The organism is Paenibacillus sp. UASWS1643 (assembly GCF_008693195.1).
In the GTDB taxonomy this organism is placed as follows: Bacteria; Bacillota; Bacilli; order Paenibacillales; family Paenibacillaceae; genus Paenibacillus; species Paenibacillus amylolyticus_B.
The window spans coordinates 68954-86922 of record NZ_VXKZ01000102.1; the positions used below are offsets into that span (position 1 = coordinate 68954).

Sequence of the window (17969 nt, forward strand, 5' to 3'; positions counted from 1 at the left end):
GGATTCGATGTGACTTCAAACAATTCCTGCTAATCTTTGTTCAAAAAATCTTCTTTTGTCCTATTTACGCAATTCCGCTCCGAATTGCTCTTCCAGACGAGCCACTACACGGGCATGAACTTCAGTAACTTCCTCATCGGTCAGTGTACGTTCACGATTCCGGTATACCAGTGCCATCGCCACGCTCTTCTTGTTTTCACCCAGTTTACTTCCAGTAAACACATCGAATACCTGTACGTTTTGTAACAATTCACCCGCCGATTCACGAATGGCGCGCAGCATATCTCCAGCTTCAACATCCTCATTCACAACAACCGCGATATCACGTTCCATGGCTGGGAAACGCGGAAGCTCACGATAACGAATGTCAGCGTCTGCTTCGCTGTAGATCGATTCAAGTGCAATCTCTGCGATGTACACATCATTCAGATCATACTGCTGTTGCAGTTCCGGATGCAATTGACCCAATGTACCGATCAATGTGCCTTCCCCGCCATCCTTGCCTTCCAGATAAACCGATGCGGAACGTCCCGGATGGAATCCTTCAGGGCTGTTTGCTACCAAGCGAATGCGTTGTTCAAGACCCACATAGGCGAACAGATGCTCAAGAGCACCTTTCAGATCGAAGAAGTCTACTTTCTCCGCTCCAACATTCCACTGCTGGCTTGCACGATTCCCGGTGAGCAGCAGCCCCAGTACTGGGATTTCATGCGGTTGTTTGGTCAACTGATCTTCTTCGGTGAAGAACACATTGCCCACTTCAAATACAGCCAGTGAATCCTGTTTACGGTTCATGTTATACACCGCTGCATCCAGCATTTGCGGCAAAATACTCGTACGAAGCACACTGCGGTCCTCACTCATAGGCATCGCGAGTTTCACGGCTTTACTTCCTTGTGTCAACGCCGGGAACAGGGTCGCTTTATCCGGGTGTACAAAGGAGTAACTGATCATTTCCTGCCAGCCACTGCCTGAGAGCAATCCACGAATCGTGCGACGCATCGCTTGAGAGCGTGTATATGCCCCTGGAGTCGTCGGTCCTTCAATCCATGTGGTTGGAATGTTGTCGTATCCGTACAGGCGTGCAATCTCTTCAAACAAGTCTACATCGAGCGTAATATCCCCTCTGCGTGTTGGCACTTCCACATCCAGCAATCCTTGATCAGCATCACCACATGCAAAGTGCAAGCGAGCGAAGATAGTTTTTACCTCAAGCAAAGACAGATCGGTTCCCAGATAACGATTCAGTCGGTCCAGCGACAATTGAATTACACGTTTCTCCACAGCTTCTGCTCCAGCTTCCACGATTCCTTGGTGCACTTCACCTTCAGCATAACGCTGAATCAGTTCAGCCGCACGATCCAAAGCCGTAATCACCGCACCCGGGTCTACTTCCTTCTCAAAACGCATGCTTGCTTCGGAACGCAGCCCCAGTTGGCGCGACGTTTTCCGAACGGTTCCGCCGTCGAACTTGGCGGATTCCAGCAACAGATTCACTGTGCCTTCCGATACCTCGGAATTCTCGCCACCCATAACCCCAGCGATGGCTACTGGTTTCACGCCATCTGTGATAAGCAACATATGTGGCTCCAGCTTACGCTCTTGGCCATCCAACGTAACAATCGTTTCGCCTTCGTTGGCCATCCGCACTTCAATATGGCCTTTTTCCAGCTTATCCGCATCAAATGCATGTAGCGGTTGGCCGTATTCCAGCATGACATAGTTCGTGATATCAACGATGTTATTGATCGGACGAACACCAGCAGCCATCAGACGGTTTTGCATCCACAGCGGGGAAGCACCCAGCTTAATGCCAGTTACATAACGAGCTGCATAGTGACTGCATTGCTCCTGTGCCTTAATCTCTACAGAGATATGATTCGCAGCTGCATCTCCAACTTCAACCAGTTGGTCTTTGGGACTCGGCAGCTTCACTTCACGACCCAAGATAGCACCCACCTCATAGGCAGCACCACGCATGCTGAGACAGTCGGAACGGTTCGGTGTCAGGTCCAGTTCAAGTACATGATCGTCGAGACCAAGAACCTGGCTAATTGGCGTGCCCACCTCTGTTTGTTCCGGTAGAACAAGAATACCTTCCTGCTGATCTTTGGGCAGCAATTTGTCGTTCATACCCAGCTCTTTCGCAGAACAGATCATGCCAAGGGAGACAACACCGCGCAATTTGGCTTTTTTGATATCCAATCCACCAGGGAGCTTCGCTCCAACCAGGGCTACGACTACTTTTTGGCCTGCATCCACATTTTTCGCACCACACACGATCTGCAGATCTTCTTCCTGGCCGGCATCGATGACACATACATTCAGTTTATCTGCATCCGGGTGTTTCTCCTTGCTCTTCACATATCCCACAACAACTTTATTTACGCCCTTGTTGCGGTTCTCCACTACATCAATTTCGACACCCGCACGGGTGATTTTCTCCGCCAATTCCTGTGGCGTCACACCTTCAAGGGAAATATAATCAGACAGCCAATCTGTCGATACTCTCATGGACGTTCACTTCCTTCATCTATAAATTGGTGTTCCCGGTTTATAACGCTTGCTCTATATCGTTGATCTATTTATTGTAAAGTTACAGCCGTCCGAATTGCTTCAGGAAGGTCAGATCACTGTTGTAGAAGTGACGGATATCATCGACTCCATACTTCAGCATGGCGATACGTTCTACGCCCATTCCGAATGCAAAACCACTGTATTTCTCCGGATCATAACCACCCATTTCCAGTACTTTCGGGTGAACCATACCGCCGCCCAAAATTTCGAGCCAGCCTGTTTGTTTACATACCCGACAGCCGCTACCGCCACATTGTACACAAGTTACATCCACTTCCGCACTTGGCTCTGTGAACGGGAAGAAACTTGGACGCAGACGAATTTCCGTGTGGGAACCGAACATTTCGCGCACGAATTGCAGCAGAGTCCCTTTCAGATCGCTCATACGAATGTTTTCGCTAATGACCAATCCTTCAACCTGGTTGAATTGGAAAGAGTGCGTCGCATCGTCGTCATCACGGCGGTATACTTTACCTGGGCAGATGACTTTGACAGGCACTTCGCCCTTCATGCTCTGCATGGTACGTACTTGAACCGGCGATGTATGGGTACGCATCAACAAGTCTTCGGTAACATAGAAGGAATCCTGCATATCGCGCGCCGGGTGATTCTTCGGCAGATTCAATGCTTCAAAGTTGTAATAATCCATTTCGACTTCAGGACCTTCCGCAATGCGGTATCCCATACCGATGAAAATATCTTCGATCTCCTGTACCACTTTGGTCAGTGGGTGCAGTCCGCCTTGACGTCCACGACGTCCTGGCAGGGTCACATCAATTTTCTCGGATTGCAGACGCTTCGCTGTCTCTTCCTTCTGGAACTGATCCTGCTTGCTGTCGATGACTTCCTCAATGGCAGCCCGAACATCGTTGGCTACTTGACCAATAACTGGACGCTCCTCCGCACTAAGCGCACCCATACCACGCAAAATCTCAGTTAATGCACCTTTTTTCCCCAAATACTTTACACGCAGATCACCGAGCGTCTGCGGATCATTCACACCAGACAACTGCTCCAGCGCTTCGATCTTCAATGCCTCTAAACGTTCTTTCATGTGTAATTGCCCCCTTTTTGTGGTGTTTTTGCAACAAAAAAAGGCCTTCTCTCCCCTGAAGGGACGAAAAGACCGTGGTACCACCCTTGTTAGACATCCATTGCTGCGTGGCCTTCTGGCCTGCAACTTGTTCTGTCTCACTTTGTACGGAATAACGACCGTTAACCGTTTGCCCCTACTGTTGCCTCTGTGTCTGCACACAAACAGGTTCAGGGAACCGCTTCGGAGTGAATTTCGGCAGCCTTGTTCTACAGAAACGCTCTCAATCTACGGCGCTTCCTCCCTGTCCAGAGGCACTGCTTACTTATCTCCATCATCACGTTTGCTTAGTTTACCTATATCGATGTAATCATCGATGATCGTTCATAATTATATGCAAAATAGATCGAAATAGCAAGCCGTCCATGTTCTAATTTATGCTTGCACCCTTATCTTTCAATTGTTTTAGGCGCTGCTGGATTTCGCGAATCTCAGCTGCCTCGACTGCTCGCTCATTCGATTGCTCGCGCTGTGTCAGAATGTCTTTTCCAGCATTGCTCACAGGAGACAGCAACTCCGACAGGCGCATCTCCAATCGCAACCTTTCGTCATCGGATTCCCGAGTCTCCAGCGCATGCTCCCGAAGTTTGCTTGACTGCTCCCAATCCGACACGCCTCCTTCAAACAAAGTTGCTGTGCCTCCAGCCTCCAGATCGCACAATCGATTCGCGAGTGTCTTTGTCAGCATCCGGTCATGGGATACAAGCACCAAAGCACCTGAAGCCTGTTTTAATACATTCTCCATGACTTCCTGGGTATCAATGTCCAGATAGTTCGTCGGTTCGTCCAGCACTAGCAGATTTGCTCCGCCAAAATACAATCTCAAAAATGCCACTCTGCACTTTTCCCCCATGCTCAAATCCCCAATGCGCTTGAACACATCATCTCTGGAAAACAGAAAACATCCCAGAATGGTCCGTGCCGCACTTTGTGTCATGGATGGAAGGGTAAGCAAGCTGTCCAGCAGGGTCTGATTCTCGGGAAGTCCCTCCAGTTCCTGTGAAAAGTAACCGATTCTCAGCTGTGGATGCCGTGTGACCTTGCCTTGCGAAGGCTCCAGCTCACCAATCATCAGCTTCAACAGTGTAGTTTTTCCTGTTCCATTGGGGCCTCTTACGGCAAGACGGTCTCCACGTTCAACCGTGATTCGAAGGTCGCGAAGCAACAGCTCTTTACCGGTATACGAGAAAGTAACCTCTTCTAGTGCAAGAAGCTGGCGTGCAGCCAGTGGATTCATCTGTAATTCCATGTTCAACTTTGCAGCTTCACGAGGTTTATCCACCCGTTCCCGCTCTAAACGCTCCAGCTGTTTTTGTTTCGCATGGTATCGTGAAATATTTTTGTTGGCTTTGGCCTTGTAGAAGCTCTGGGTGATCTTCACCTCCACATCGGTTGCCGAATTATGCGCTTTATGGAACCATTCCTGATAATTTCGAATCGTTTCTTCCAGCGCCTTACGTTCCAATACCTGCCTGCGGTAGATCGTTTCCTGTTCACGTAATTCACGCTCTTTGTGGAGCTTGTAGTCGGAATATCCGCCCTTGTATTTGGCCAGTGCATCTGGACTGAACTCAATGACTCCTGTTGCTACCTGATCAATAAACGTACGATCGTGTGATACAAATAACAGTGTACCTTCATATGAGGATAACCACTCTTCAAGCCAGCGCATGCTTCCCTCATCCAGATGATTCGTCGGTTCATCTAGAATCAGGAATTTGGGTTTGCTGACAAGCAGTCCCGCCAAACGAGCCTTTGTTTTTTGTCCACCGCTCAAGGAATGATAGGGTCTATTCCAATGCTCTGCGGATAATCCAAGGCGAGTCAGTACTTTCTCTACCTCAGTCTCCCACATATAACCGTTCAACTGTTCATATTGCTCCATCACTTGTGTATAAGCTGCAAGCAGCTCTTCATCCGCTTCAGTGCTGATGCTCAGACGTTGTTCCAGTTCTTCCAAGTTCCGTTTTACTTCATAGATCTGACCACTCTCACGCCGGACCGCATCCAGTACATTCATCCCGGCCTCAATATCCGAGCGCTGGCGCATGAACCCCCATTCCTGCTGAGGGATATGACGTTCAATCCGTCCGCCACCATGCTCCTCACCCAAAATGATGCGTAACAACGTTGTCTTGCCGCATCCGTTTCGACCCAGAATGGCGAGTCGTTCGCCCTCATTAATCTCCAAATTCAATCCTGTAAACAATTCATTACCGTTCCACTCTTTTGATACTTCATGTAAGCGTACCAATGTCATCATGAGGCCTCATCCTTCCTGCATCCTTTTTGCTGAACAAAAAAAACCGCTGGCATCAGCCGGCGGTTTGGCAATTCAGGGTTGGATCAAGCATTCAAAGACAGATCTAAGGTAAGCTACGGCATGAACAAAGAAACCCCAAACACAGGGTACACGTAAACCTTCAAGGCTCACTTGCTCCATACCTTTTCCCATAGCTGAATTTGGACACACGAATCCCCTCATTGCTCAGCCGCTCTGGCTGACTGCGTCATAAAACCGTCTGCAGTTAACTGGGGTTCAATTCATGTGTTTTACTTCATGGGACGTATGGTTACCTCTCATTCATGTGTAGTATCAATTTCTCCGTTATTGTACCAGATCATTGTAAAAAAGCAAAGGTTATATAAATTAAACTAAAGAATACTTACTTACTCGCCACTCCGATGACAAAACAACCTTCTGATTACTTTTATTCTCAATTTTCTTTTAAGACAGAAAAAAAGTCCTTGCATCGCAAGGACTCCGGTACTGCTTCGTTAAGCGGGTGATGGGAATCGAACCCACGCTATTAGCTTGGAAGGCTAAAGTTCTACCATTGAACTACACCCGCATGATTGAAGATTTAAATGTTAAGTTCCTTAGGAATTTAACATTGATTTTACAAATAATAATATACCATGATCCTCTATAGCATGCAAGTCATATTTCCCATTTTTTTTCATTACGCATGCATCAAAAAAAGCAGGAGCACCCTCGCGCCCCCGCTGTTCCCTATCCTGTAGGCTTATCCACATCTCTCAAAAACTGCTTTTCAAATTCAGCGGCTTTAATCGGTTTGCTAAAGAAATAACCCTGTGCCTCGTGACAGTGTTGATTGCGAAGAAAGACCATCTGATCTTCGTTTTCCACGCCCTCAGCTGTAACTTTCAGTTGTAAATGATGCGCCATTGAAGTGATGGTAGATACGATCGCGGCGTTATTGCTGTCCTCCATGACTTCATTAACGAATGAACGGTCGATCTTGAGCCGATCAATCGGCAGATCCTTCAGATAGTGCAACGAGCTGTATCCCGTTCCAAAATCATCAATACTGATATGCACACCAATTTCTTTGATTTTGCGCAACTGTTCGAAGGATCGGTCTTTATCAAATGTCATGCTCTCTGTAATCTCCAGCTCAAGCCATACAGGCTCTAGTCCCGTCTCTTTGAGAATGCCATTGATATTGTCCAACAAATGGGAGTGCCTGAATTGTCTCATCGACAGATTCACCGAAACACACAGTTTACGATAACCGGCTTCCTGCCACTGTTTGTTCTGTGCACACGCTTCACGAAGCACCCATTCGCCAAGTGGCACAATGAGCCCACTCTCTTCTGCCAGAGGAATAAATTCCGCCGGAGATACCGAGCCTCGCTGCGGATGCTGCCAACGCACCAAGGCTTCCATGCCAACGATTAGCCCACTTTGCAGATTAACCTGCGGCTGGTAGACTAGGTAGAACTGACCTCGATCCAACGCCTTGCGCAGATCATTCTCAAGCTGCAAACGCTCCTGTGCCTTCATCTGCATCGCATGGGCAAAACGATTCAGTTCCATTCCTTGTTCCTTAGCACTGTGCAAAGCCGTATCTGCATTCTGAATAATCTCCAGTGGTGACTCCCCATCATGTGGGAAAATGGCCATCCCGATCCCAAGTGTAAGATGATACTCATTGCCATCAACCAAGACGGGCTTCTCAAAAAGTTGCAAAATGGATCTTGTCCGGCGCAGCGCCGTATCGGTTGAACTGAAATCTGTCATCGTTAATGCAAACTCATCTCTTCCCAATCCAAAGACTTCTTCTCCTGGAAGTGACAAATGTTTCAGTCGTTGACCTACCTGACGCAAAACCCGGTTAGCTGCTTGCTGTCCAAGCGAATCATTAATGGTTTTGAACCGATTAATATTCAGGACCAATACACCAACAAGCTGTTCTTGCACCACGGCATCATCCATCATCTTTTTCAACCGCTGTGAAAGGCGACGACGGTTTGGAAGTCCCGTTACATCATCATGATGAGCAATATAGTTCATCTTGGCTTCCGCGACCTGCTGTTGCAGGAAAGGCGTGTCCACTACGGACGTATACAACCCTTTTTGAATAAAAAAATATGCCATACAATTACTCAGCAATCCTAATAATAGATTGAGATCGTTGACCCCAGTTGCTGAAACAAAATAACATTCACCAAAAAAGAAACACAGAATGCCACATAGAATGGTTGGTAAATCACCGTCTTTGGTTTTTTTCCATTGAACAAACAAAAGAACTGCAATAATGCCATAGAGCAATCCGACCATAAAATGAACTCGGGTGAAGATTCCACCAAGCACTTCCCCATCAAGCATACTTGGTAACATGCTCCATTCCTGAATAGCCAGTATGTACAAAATAACAAAGGTACCCAATGTCCCACTGAACAGTAAGAATTTGCGTGGTAATGCAATTTCTTTCTCATTTAAGGTATACACGAGCAGTAAACCTACGGAACATACCAAAGATCCCATGGTTGACATCATTAAGGAGAACTCCGATTCCATCATGGCTCCATTTGGAATCTCTTCTGCAAATGAAACAATATGAACCAGTTCAAACAGACCAATCAATAAAAAGAGTGTTGTCAATAATGTCCTCCGAAGAGTTAGCTTCTGTGTCCGAAACAACCAGCTTTGATTGTAGATGCCGATACAAGCCGCTGCCGCAGCGAATCCACCCAAGAGTGTCAAAACCGGGTAACCCGATATGATCAGATCAGAGCTTGAAGAAGAACGAAACCATTGACTTGCGAGGAAACACAATAAGCCGCACACAGCGACCCAACTTATTTTTCTCTGATCTTGCAGATTAACCTTCATGCCGTGTTTTCCTTCCCGGGATCACCTATCCTGAATTACATTAACCAAACTTAACAGCTTACTACACGATTCGACAAAAAACATATTAACCAACGTTCAATTCACATGCATACACATGCTATCTGGTACATAATAACATTTAATTTTGTATACGTGAACTAAAAAATAGTTACTCCTAGGAATATTTATTCATAAATATAGAGAAAAACAAGGCATTAAGAACTAAAAAAACATGGATCTCCAGTTAGAGTCCATGTTTTCCTATTTTACAACTGTATTTCAGACTATATTACTTATCAAAATTCACTTCTGGTGTTGTTAATTTATCATAAAAATCAACAACCTTATCCTTGTCTTCCGATGAGCGAATCGCCATCGCTGAACGTGGATGCTCGTCCAACGCACCTGTAATCATGTAAGGCAGAATGTAACCCCATTCTTCTTTTTCTCTCAGTGGAACCATCAACTGTTCCAATACACCAAGTACTGGACGCAGATTGTATTTCGTTCCTTTCAGATGAGCTACGAGCAATTCGGTTGGACAGTTTCCTGCCGCACGTCCCATACCATACACAGAAGCATCAAGCAGCTCAACGCCAAGTTCTGCCGCAACCAATGTGTTAGAAAACGCAAGTTGCATATTATTATGTGTGTGAACACCAAGACGCTTGTTAGGCAAGTGAGTCTTGAACTTCTCTACCAGATATTTCACATCATTATGGTCCAGACTACCGTAAGAATCTACAATGTAGACAACATCCACAGCGCTTTCTTTGATCAATTCAAATGCTTCCAGCAATTCATTCTCCATAACATTGGAGAGTGCCATAATATTCAGTGTAGTTTCATATCCACGATCATGGAATGTTTGAACCAGTGCAAGTGCCTTGTCCACATCTTTGCTGTAGCAGGCAACCCGGATCAGATCCAGCATGCTCTCACTGCGAGGCAAGATATCATTTTCGTCCACACGTCCAACGTCAACCAGTGCAGACAGTTTAGTATTTCCTTTTTGAGGAATAACTTTGCGCAGGAAATCATCGTTCAGGAAACGCCATGGTCCTGCTTCCTCGGCACCTTTAAGCAACTTCGGAGAGTTCTTATATCCAATTTCCATATAATCAACGCCAGCTTCATTCAATCCAGCATATAGCTGTTGAACAAAGTCCACGCTAAAGTCCCAATTATTCACCAATCCGCCATCACGGATCGTACAATCTACAATTTTGCAATGATTTGTCTTCATTAATGTCTGCTCCTTTTCTGACCAACTTGTGTATTCCTCTCATGATACTTGAACGTGACAAGAAAAGTAAAGGGATTCCGGACTTATTTACTTCGATAAGATCTCCAGATTCGGTCAATCTCAACCATATCGGAACGATCGGGAGCTTTCGCTCCATAACGAACGGCATTATACGTATCTGGCAGTCTCGCAGACAGCTCATCTTCTTCTAACTTCACACCATTCTGAATAATGGTCTGTGCAGCCTCCAGCGGAGTGTGCTTCCCCTGTATTTCCACGCCTCGATGAGCGGCTCTTTCAATCCAAGTCCGATAGTAATACCGAACACGTTCAGCATCTTGTGCAGGTGGCGCTTCTTTCTTCCGAAACCAATTCTTTCGGACTTTTGCTGGCGCATCAAGCGTCTCACTGACATCGATATACTCCGTCCGTGGTTCTGCCTTCTTTTCACCTGGTTGTAACATCCCCTTGAATCGATCCATAAGTCTGTTTATCGTTTTTTGTCCCAACCTCATAAGTAGCCACAGGATAGCTCCTGCTACAGCACACATCACTACCCACCCGAGGATGTTCCAGAAGACTGAGGGCTCGGATGGCGGCTCTCTCCAGTCATTCGGTATATTTAGCGGCTGATTGGGATTGTCCATTGGTAATCGTGGCTCCTCGCCAGAAATCGGACCAAACCATCCCCTGATCCATGCGAGCAAGCGGTCACGCAGCGGCCCCAGCCAGGCAGCCAGACTTGGGAAAGCACCGATCACGACAATAACAATAAACATCCACATGAACCGCTGATGATTCGCACGTGCAAAATCTCTTAATACCAATCTTCTCTTGCCATCATTGAGTATTGCCTGATCCAGTTGCAGCATATATCGTCCAACCAGCCAAAAGGCAAAGCTGATCACTCCCGCAATGTAAATCCATAGGGTATAGGTTTGTATCGGCTGCATGAATTCTAACGAATTCGAAGCAATCATAAGCACGATTGCACTGATTACACCCATAATCTGCAAGCGCCATAACAACACAGAATGAAAGACTGGCTGGAAGGTCAGACCTGCATAAGCCGAGATGACTCCACACAGTACCAATGTGATGATATCCGGTAACGGGAGAATAAGGCTCATCCCAACAACGAGTGCGAAGAGAATTCCTATAACGAGTGCCGTTACTCCACGAATGAATGTATTCTTCTCGCTAAAACCTGGAATTTTATGCTGAATGAACTGTCCTAACCAACCTACAAAAATGACCAGGATGAATAATGTGAACGGCAAATGTTCCATTGCGTAGAATGAAGCAAGCGTAAATATCGGAAAAAGGTATATGCCAGCCATCAAGACGGCAAGCATTGCTATGAGTCCTTTGGTCGTCGCTACCGGTCTGTTCCTCATGCACTCACCGCCTTTGTATTACCCTTCACGTCCTCTACCGGGAGAATCGTTACACGATGTCCTTGTTCGTGCAGACGTGCAATCTCGTGCTCCATAGCGGCAGATACATAGGATGTAATCAGCAGATAGCTGCGGATTTGCTGTGCTTCTTCATTCAGTCGTACTTCATCGTTCAGAAATTGCTCCATGGGCACCATGCATTTCAACTCTGTCTCAGCCATGGCTTCCAGTAACCGTTCCAGATGGGGCGTGCCATAATCCGGCTCAATCCGAAGTGTATCTCGGCCTCCACCCACATGATAGCCATTATGGGCGAAGCCTGCCGGCAACCCTCTACCGATGGCATCCACTGCAGCCGTGGCAGCGTAACGTAGTGCACGTTCAATCTTTTCCGGTCGAGTGACAACACTCCACATATCTGCAGATTCCTGAATGTTGACTACAATCCAGGATTGCGGATCAGCTGTCCATCCCTGCTTGTAGACTTGTAATTCACCTGTACGTGCACTCGCTTTCCAGTGAATACGATTCATGGGGTCGCCTGCACCATAAGGCCGAACACCCAGAATCAAGAAAGGATCTTCAACGATCCATCGTGATACTTCCACTTCTCCCTGCCATACCTGATAAATTGCAGGAAGATCCTCTACATTCACTAATGAAGGATACACGACCATAGACATTTGCAAAGGAATCGGTTTGGTGGAACGCCACACGCCAAAGAGATCCCCACCTGTCATCGTCGCTGTATTTAATGGATAAATTCCACGCTGAGTACATGTAAAAGGATGCTTACGCGTAATACGAGTAAACGGTTTTAACGTAAAAATACTCTTATGGTTCTGATAGATTTCGCCTTGACTAATATCCATACCTGAACCGGAACGAAATACAAACGACACTGGCATCATCGATTCAAGTCTGAGCCACGGAACGGAGACTCGTTTCTCATTTGATATCGTCTCCACCATCTCAAGTTCATCTCCAGCGTAACAACGCAGCTTGCTGAATTGTCTGCTGTACTTGAGCTTTCGCAGTGCAGGTCGTCCAAACCACACACCATGTATAACTACGACAATGCCTCCAACAAGGACAAGCCATAATAATGCCATAAGATTAACGCCCGCTTGTAGCGAGATTCTCCGTAGGCACTTCTGTCTGATTCAGAAGTTCCTGGATGATACGCTCAGCCAAGCCCTCTTGTTGTCTGATCCGGTTACGGAATACAAGTCGGTGGGCCAGCACAGGTTCCGCCAGTACTTTAATATCATCAGGCAAAACAAAGTCTCTGCCATGCAGTGCAGCCCATGCCTGACTTGCCTTGAGCAATGCCTGAGCCCCTCGTGGACTTACACCAAGCGAGAGCTCGGGATGTTGCCTTGTCGCTTCGGTTAACTGAATGATATATCGCAGCAAATCTTCGTTGATTTGCACTGTTTTATACGTATCCTGCGCCTTCAAAAGTTCTTCACGACTGATCACCGCCGAGAGATCATCAACTGAACGACTGGCTACCGTACGTCTCAAAATTTCTACACTCTCTTCACTGCTTGGATAACCCATGCGAATTTTCATCATAAAACGATCCATCTGTGCTTCAGGTAGCGGAAAAGTTCCCTGGTTATCTATAGGGTTCTGGGTGGCGATAACGATAAATGGCCGTTCCAGCTGTCTCGTTGAACCATCGATACTAATCTGGCGCTCTTCCATGCACTCCAGCAAGCTTGATTGTGTACGCGGTGTAGCACGGTTAATCTCATCAGCTAGTACGAGATTAGCAAACAAGGGGCCTGGTCGGAATTCAAAATCCCCTTCTTTTTGATTAAAAAAATGAATTCCTGTTAAGTCAGAGGGCAGCAAGTCCGGTGTAAACTGTATCCGCTGGAATGTGCAGTCCAATGTAGAGGCTACCGATTTGGCAAGCATCGTTTTCCCGGTACCTGGTACATCCTCCAGCAGCACATGTCCTGACGCTATGATCGCTGTCATCACCAGCTCTATGGTATGCTCTTTTCCCACAATCACTTTTCCCACGTGATCCATCAATTGTTGATTCATTTGTTCCATTCCTTGGATTTCCATCTGCATCTCATCCTTCCGTTATGGAGCTTATGTATTCGCATTCATTACTAACTATAACCCTAATTGGCAACATAAAACAAAGGAGTCGGCGAATGGCCGACTCCTTGACTCCCCGCTCTTCTCAAAATACCAAAGGTAACATAATCATAAACCGCGTACCTTCGCCTTTTTTGCTATCCACAGAGATGGTACCTCCATGGTTTTTGATGATTCGGTAACTCACCGAAAGTCCAAGCCCCGTTCCGCTCTCCTTGGTCGTGAAGAATGGATCAAACAGACGTACAAGCGTGTTATGGTCCATTCCATGACCGTTATCCGCGATGGAGATCTGCACGAACTTGTTTTCGGTGGCGGTAGATATTCGAATTAGACCCGTATGTTCTTCGCCGACTTCCTCAATGGCATCCATTGCGTTTTTCACCATATTCAAAATAACCTGCTTAATCTGTTTGACATCAATGGACACATTCAACGGGGCATCCCCTTCATCCAGTACGATCTCGCATCCCTTCATCAAACCTTCGCTTTCGGTCAGCAAGACCACCTCTTTGAGCAAAGAGTCGACGGACATCACGGTCTTCTGTGGAGCTGACGGTTTGGAAGAATTCAAAAATTCGTAGATGATGTCATTCGCCCGATCAATCTCCGTCAGTATGATTCGAGCGTACTCGTCTTTGCCGAGCTGCAGCAAATGGGGCCTGAGCAATTGGATGAACCCACGGATTGCAGTCAACGGATTACGAATTTCATGAGCAATAGATGCTGAAATTCGCCCCAGCATCGCAAGTTTGTCATTTTGATAAGCGGTCTGTTCAATTTGTTTATAATCAGATACATCTTTGACGCTGAACAAGAAGTCGCCATCCATCTGATCACCGTACGTCACAGTAACCAGCCAATGCCTTCCGTATTCATCAATCAACTCATGATAGCGCTTACGGTGAAAAATAGTTTCCCGATAGATACGTAAAATTTTCTTTTTCTTGAATCGGCTCATCTGCGGATGATGCAGCATTTGCATCAGGGTGCAGCCGCTCAACAGACTTCTTGGAAGTTCCAACAACTTTGCCATCTGAACGTTAATAAACGTCAATACACCGTGACTGTCAAACAACATAATACCGCTATCCAGATGTTCCAGTACATTCTCGTACTTGTTGTTATCCAGATGCACAGGCGGGAAACCATCCGTTGGTTGAGGCACTGTATCCTGAAATTCACTAATCATGTCAGGTTCCTCCTTTTCACGTAAATGATAAACTTGCCATTCGGACATCATATCATCACAGAAACAGGAAGGGCCGATTTTATTTTTCATTACCGGTGCCCTTTCGTTGGGGGGCTGAGCCGAAAATATGGATGGCATGGCCGGAACTCAAGCTGGTCTATTCCCGGTAACCAACAGTCGATCCGGAAAATCATATACGTTTGTCCCATTCTGACCTTCTCCTATTCCCAAACACGAACATTTTTTTGCTCCGCCTCTTTTGCAAGTCTGTTTTTATCATAGACAAGTTTATAGAAGAGAGTCAATCGGAGAAAGTGTCGAATGGAAATTATTTTTAAAAAAACCTCGAATTAGTTCCAGAATACAGCACAAAAACGAAGCCGTTTCACCCAATAGGCAAATCAGCTTCGTTTTTAATATCTTTAATTTGTGATATATCCGAGATCATCTATAGTCCGGTCTTATTATGCTGAATTTTCAGTCTGCGCTGACTCATCACAGCTAATCGACGTTTAAGTTCGCTTTCCCACTTCTCGTCTTTGGTTTCCTTGGCGAGCCTGAGCAAATCCAGAGCCATATCAATCTGGCGCTGCACAATGACCATGGCATCCTCGCTCTCACGGTTTACACAGTTTTCGAAAATGGCATCCTCATCTTCTGTAACATAATCTTGAAAGTCGATCTCGGATGCACCGTCTCCATGCGCATATTCAGCCAGAATTTCGTATTCGTTTTCCACTTTATAATGCACCTCAACCCGATGACACACCGGGCAAAACAGCAGGGGAACATTATGAACCTGGGTGCGGTAATGCTTCAGCGTGCCCTTCGTTCCAACCATACTTGCCCCACAACAGTAACTCATTTTTGTTCACCCTCCTTATTACGTGCCGGGACTTTTTGTTTAAAACGCCATCCCGTACACTTCCAGCACTTCCGAAAAGGAATAGTTCCATCAGTGTATCACATTCATGTACAGATTATAAATGCAGAGCACCGGAATATTTACCGGGTTTCCATACCCTATTCGCCTTAAAGGCCATCAATTCCTCTTTCAACAGATAAAAAGAAGACTTTCTTCTAATATATTATTAACACGCTTAGCTGCTTGTTCAAACACTTTTAATTAACTTCGTGATAACTACCGGCAAAAGGGTGCAAAAAGCCCTCAATCCCTAACGGGATGAGGGCTTGAACAAAAACCGTTCAAGTTAACCTGGCTTACAGGTTAGTGTCGCCTGGTTTCCAGTTCATTGCACACAATCCGCCGGATTGCAGTGCTTGCAGTACGCGAAGTGTTTCTTCAACACTACGGCCTACATCGTTGTGGTTAACCACTTGATATTTCAATTCGCCTTCTGGATCGATGATGAACAGACCGCGCAATGCTACGCCTTCTTCTTCGATCAGAACGCCGTAATCTTTAGCCACTTGCTTCGTGATGTCAGAAGCCAGCGGGAAGTTCAATTGACCCAGACCATTGCTGTCTACAGGTGTGTTGATCCATGCTTTGTGGCTGTGTACGGAGTCTACGCTCACGCCAAGGATTTCTGTATCCAAAGCTTTGAATTGCTCGGAAGCAACGCTCAAAGCTGTAATTTCAGTTGGGCACACAAATGTGAAGTCCAAAGGATAAAAGAAGAATACAAGCCATTTGCCACGATAATCGGACAGTTTAACGGAACCGAAATCTTGTCCGTCTCCCGATACTGTTTCCATTGCGAAATCCGGTGCTGGTCTACCTACCAAACGTTCTGCCATAACTAAAAATTCCTCCTTTGGGATTATGTAAGCATCCTTGCGGATTGCTCATCATCAAGAAAAACGCGTACGCTTTTCCTGTAATTAAAATGATTTGATACTTGATAACAAGTACAAGTAAAATGTTATCATCCGGACTTCCCAAAGTCAAGATTATAAACATTATTTTTTTATAATCATTATAAATAAGGATTTTTCGTGGCAAAAATAATAAAGGAACAGCCCTCTGTACATTCCATAACTGGAAACAAAGGGCTGCCTGTAGTTGGTAATAAAATTACGCTTGTTTCTGAATAGCCGCCACGATCAAATCGCCCATTTCGGTCGTGCTGATCGCTGTGCTCTTGTCTACAGCAATATCACTTGTGCGGTGTCCTGCGTTCAATACATCCGACACAGCTGCTTCAATGGCATCCGCACCTTCTGCATAACCAAAGGTTGTGCGGAACATCAACGCCAAAGAGAGAATGGTTGCAATCGGATTAGCGAGGCCTTGACCTGCGATATCCGGCGCAGAACCGTGTACCGGCTCATAGAGTCCGAAGCTGCCCTCTCCCAGTGATGCAGATGCGAGCATACCGATGGAACCTGTCAACATCGCTGCTTCATCACTCAAGATATCTCCAAACATGTTTTCCGTTACGATGACATCGAAGCTGGACGGACGACGTAGCAATTGCATCGCGCAGTTGTCTACCAGTACATGCTCCAGTTCAACATCCGGATAATCTGGTGCTACCCGGTTCACGACTTCACGCCAGAGACGGGAAGTTTCCAATACGTTGGCTTTGTCTACAGAAGCCAGCTTTTTGCGACGACCTTGCGCAATTTCGAATGCCTGACGAACGATCCGCTCCACTTCTGTTACATTATATGCACATGTATCTACTGCCTCTTCGCCCTGTGCACTTTCACGTCTGAATTTCTCTCCAAAGTAGATACCACCTGTCAATTCACGTACCACCATCAGATCTGTACCTTCAAGTACTTCCGGCTTCAGAGTTGAAGCATCCTTCAGGCAATCAAATACAACAGCCGGACGCAGGTTGGAGAATAATCCAAGTGCTTTGCGAATACCCAGCAAACCCGTTTCCGGACGAAGCTCCTTGCTGTTATTATCCCATTTTGGACCGCCAACCGCTCCAAGCAGGACTGCATCTGCACTTTTACATACGCTCAGTGTTTCTTCAGGAAGAGGTGTTCCCTTCTCATCAATTGCAATTCCGCCAAACAACGCATGCTCTGTCTCAAAACGATAACCGAATACTTCCTCCGTACGTTTAAGAACTTTCTCAGCCTCAGCTACGACTTCAGGGCCGATTCCGTCACCTGCAATAACTGCAATTTTTTTCACGTCTGCCATTGGGTTGTCCACTCCTTATATTTCATTCATTAATTATTCATAAAGTAACGTCTCATATTAACTCTCTCTTTTGTATCATATT

General features: G+C 46.2%; 12 protein-coding genes and 1 tRNA gene. All 13 read right to left on the reverse strand.

Annotated features, from left to right (window positions below; translation table 11 throughout):
• Positions 1 to 60 precede the first annotated feature (60 nt).
• The 13 genes from pheT to leuB all read right to left on the reverse strand — a co-directional run bounded on the left by pheT (position 61) and on the right by leuB (position 17887).
• Complete coding sequence (pheT, locus tag FE296_RS09375) at positions 61 to 2514, reverse strand: phenylalanine--tRNA ligase subunit beta (RefSeq protein WP_150364815.1); 2454 nt, start codon at positions 2512 to 2514, stop codon at positions 61 to 63.
• Between the two features lie 82 nt (positions 2515 to 2596).
• Positions 2597 to 3631 (reverse strand): phenylalanine--tRNA ligase subunit alpha, encoded by a 1035-nt coding sequence (gene pheS / locus FE296_RS09380; RefSeq protein ID WP_124113690.1) that lies wholly within the window; start codon positions 3629 to 3631, stop codon positions 2597 to 2599.
• A gap of 409 nt (positions 3632 to 4040) precedes the next feature.
• Positions 4041 to 5933: a ribosomal protection-like ABC-F family protein gene (abc-f, locus tag FE296_RS09385; RefSeq protein ID WP_150364816.1), complete on the reverse strand. Its 1893-nt coding sequence runs from the start codon at positions 5931 to 5933 to the stop codon at positions 4041 to 4043.
• 518 nt (positions 5934 to 6451) lie between these two features.
• Positions 6452 to 6522: transfer RNA gene (locus FE296_RS09390), tRNA-Gly, on the reverse strand.
• 161 nt (positions 6523 to 6683) lie between these two features.
• Positions 6684 to 8810, reverse strand: coding sequence for a bifunctional diguanylate cyclase/phosphodiesterase (locus FE296_RS09395; protein ID WP_091032783.1), 2127 nt, complete (start codon positions 8808 to 8810; stop codon positions 6684 to 6686).
• A gap of 289 nt (positions 8811 to 9099) precedes the next feature.
• On the reverse strand, positions 9100 to 10056 hold the full coding sequence (locus FE296_RS09400) for an aldolase catalytic domain-containing protein (protein ID WP_047842252.1): 957 nt from the start codon (positions 10054 to 10056) through the stop codon (positions 9100 to 9102).
• 83 nt (positions 10057 to 10139) lie between these two features.
• Entirely contained in the window at positions 10140 to 11453 is a 1314-nt protein-coding gene (locus FE296_RS09405) for a DUF4129 domain-containing protein (protein WP_150364817.1), read from the reverse strand.
• Entirely contained in the window at positions 11450 to 12565 is a 1116-nt protein-coding gene (locus FE296_RS09410) for a DUF58 domain-containing protein (RefSeq protein WP_150364818.1), read from the reverse strand. Before FE296_RS09410 ends, FE296_RS09405 begins: the two co-directional genes overlap by 4 nt.
• Positions 12566 to 12569: 4 nt before the next feature.
• Positions 12570 to 13535, reverse strand: a complete 966-nt coding sequence (locus FE296_RS09415) for an AAA family ATPase (RefSeq protein WP_124113686.1) — start codon at positions 13533 to 13535, stop codon at positions 12570 to 12572.
• Between the two features lie 121 nt (positions 13536 to 13656).
• Positions 13657 to 14763, reverse strand: a complete 1107-nt coding sequence (locus tag FE296_RS09420; protein ID WP_150364819.1) for a PAS domain-containing sensor histidine kinase — start codon at positions 14761 to 14763, stop codon at positions 13657 to 13659.
• A gap of 448 nt (positions 14764 to 15211) precedes the next feature.
• A complete protein-coding gene (locus FE296_RS09425) occupies positions 15212 to 15628 on the reverse strand; it encodes a hypothetical protein (RefSeq protein ID WP_017689649.1) in 417 nt (138 codons plus the stop codon).
• Positions 15629 to 15984: 356 nt separating this feature from the next.
• Positions 15985 to 16524, reverse strand: coding sequence for a peroxiredoxin (locus FE296_RS09430; RefSeq protein WP_036610146.1), 540 nt, complete (start codon positions 16522 to 16524; stop codon positions 15985 to 15987).
• A 277-nt stretch (positions 16525 to 16801) separates the two neighbouring features.
• Positions 16802 to 17887, reverse strand: a complete 1086-nt coding sequence (gene leuB, locus FE296_RS09435) for a 3-isopropylmalate dehydrogenase (RefSeq protein WP_017689651.1) — start codon at positions 17885 to 17887, stop codon at positions 16802 to 16804.
• Between the last annotated feature and the right edge of the window lie 82 nt (positions 17888 to 17969).